3 protein-coding genes are annotated in these 2,331 nt (G+C 37.6%); 1 reads left to right on the plus strand and 2 read right to left on the minus strand.

The genetic code is table 11. The features are described from left to right. Nucleotides 1-205: hypothetical protein (locus MV676_RS08785; RefSeq protein ID WP_297446895.1), on the plus strand; the 205-nt coding region annotated here is incomplete at its 5' end. Here MV676_RS08785 and pseB read toward each other — a convergent pair. Together pseB and MV676_RS08795 are read right to left on the minus strand one after the other, a co-directional pair. Then, nucleotides 188-1,189: a UDP-N-acetylglucosamine 4,6-dehydratase (inverting) gene (pseB, locus tag MV676_RS08790; RefSeq protein WP_297446898.1), complete on the minus strand. Its 1,002-nt coding sequence runs from the start codon at nucleotides 1,187-1,189 to the stop codon at nucleotides 188-190. The two genes, MV676_RS08785 and pseB, sit on opposite strands and share 18 nt — an antisense overlap. A 14-nt stretch (nucleotides 1,190-1,203) precedes the next feature. Next, nucleotides 1,204-2,175 (minus strand): N-acetylneuraminate synthase family protein, encoded by a 972-nt coding sequence (locus MV676_RS08795; RefSeq protein WP_297446902.1) that lies wholly within the window; start codon nucleotides 2,173-2,175, stop codon nucleotides 1,204-1,206. Between the last annotated feature and the right edge of the window lie 156 nt (nucleotides 2,176-2,331).

Here is a 2,331-nt window from a genome sequence, read left to right on the forward strand (position 1 = left end):
AGAGAGAACAAACTACAGTTCCTATACTTTAGTAAAGGGAAGTCTCTATCACATAATGAGAATTATTCTCTTTTTCGCTTGGCAGATCGACGAAAAAAATATTCAATTATATCTTAATAAAGCATTAGATATTCTTGAAGAATTTATAAAATCTATGCAAACAACAATGAAACAAGAAATCAATAAACTAGAGTGTAAAACCTAACTCTTGGAGTTTTCCCCTCAGATCACCAACATATAACCACCAACTGTTACTGTCAGAAGAATACCTGAACCCATCAGGAACTTTTCTTCCAGTTTCATCAACAATTCCTTCACCTTTCCAATCAATTACAGGGTAGATAACATAGTAACTCCCATAATCATACGTAGTTCTGGCATCCTCCTCCGTTATCATTACTTCATGAATTTTCTCCCCGGGCCTTACTCCAATCTCAACAAGCTTACAATCCGGACATATTGCCCTAGCCAAATCAGTAACTTTGAAAGAGGGAATCTTTGGAACGAAAATTTCTCCCCCTCTTGCATCCCTTATAGCCTTCAAAACCATATCTATTCCCTCATCAAGCGTAATCCAGAACCTGGTCATTCTGAAATCCGTTATGGGCAACTCTCTCTTCCCCTCCCTTACCAATTTCAGAAAATAGGGAATTACAGAACCCCTGCTACCTGCCACATTTCCATATCTAACAACCGCAAAGCGAGTTTTCTTACCACCAGCATAAGCATTTGCTGCAACAAAAAGCTTATCAGCAACCAATTTAGTAGCTCCATAAAGGTTCACTGGATTAACCGCTTTGTCAGTTGAAAGAGCAATAACTTTTTCCACTCCCATATCAATAGCAGCATTGATTATGTTCTCAGCACCGTAAATGTTGGTTTTAACAGCTTCAATTGGGTTATACTCAAGAAGAGGCACCTGCTTCAGTGCAGCAGCGTGAACAACAATATCAACTCCGTCAAATGCTCTGTAAAGTCTTTCTCTATCTCTAACATCTCCCAGGAAAAATCTCAGTTTAGGAATGTGTTTTTTTAACTCCTGTTGCATCCAGTACTGTTTATACTCATCACGGGAGTAGATAATCACCTTCTTCGGGTTGTAATTTTCTAAAATTCTCTTTGCAAACTTCTTTCCGAAGGAACCTGTTCCTCCAGTTATGAGAATTACTCTTCCATCTACACTACTCATTACATACCCACCTATTATTCAAAATCTTCAAAGGCTATAGGTTCACCAGAAAGTATGTCCCTTTTTAACCTCTTTCCACATACAGACTCAAAACTTTCTACTGGTATTCCTTTACACGGCCTCAGGAAACTAACACTATTGTAAGATACAATATCCCCTTTTTTTAAATCCATCTTTGCGTACGTTCCCCTTCTTGCCCAAAACCTTTCAGGCCACTCTCTTTTAGATGGTAGTTTTAAACCATCCCCCATGGCAGATTCTACTTTTTTTACTGTTTCTATCAGCTCCTTAAACTCTTCGACAGTTAAAGCAAAATTTGCATCCGGAGTAACCAGATTTTTATCAAGAGTTATATGTTTCTCAAGATATGAAATACCTAGAGACACAGCTGCAACACAAATATCAATTCCCAATGAGTGATCCGACAATCCTACAGAACATTCTGAAAATTCCCTTTTCAACGTTTCAATAGCCCTCAGGTTAATTTCCGGATATTCAGGCGGGTATAGAGAAACGCAGTGTAGAAGAATTATACTCTTACAGTCTTTCAGTCTACTAACTGCCATCTCCACTTCGGATAAAGTAGCCATCCCTGTTGAGAGGATAACAGGTTTACCGGTTTTATTAATCTCATCGAGAAGAGGAAAAAAAGTCAAATCCCCACTTGCCACTTTATAGATTTTAACACCTATATCTTCAAGTCTTTCGATATGGTAAGGTTGAGTTGGAGTTGTTGAAAAAATAATGCCTTCTTTATCAGCTTCTCTCTTTATCTCGTCATGCCACTCCAGAGGTAAGCCAAGAGGAAATCGTTTTTCTTTGAGAGTTTCATAAGCAGGATGAAACTTAGAAAAGAGGTCGTCAACTTCCCAACACTGAAATTTAACTATATCTACGCCTATGGATTTGCAAATCTTCACATATTTCTTAGCAAGCTCCTTTGAACCATTAAAGTTACTTCCTATATCTGCTATAAATCGTACCATTAATTACCTCAACTCAAAAGTTATTTCATTGTAACCCTTGTAGAAAACGTTGGCAACTTCATCCCTTTCACAAATTGTATGGGAAATCCGGAAGAAAAAAGAATTTTTAAACTCTTTATAACGAATGAGAGGAACTGTATAAAGCTGTGATTTATC

Origin of the sequence: Desulfurobacterium sp. (assembly GCF_027028515.1) — a bacterium.
GTDB lineage: Bacteria > Aquificota > Aquificia > Desulfurobacteriales > Desulfurobacteriaceae > Desulfurobacterium_A.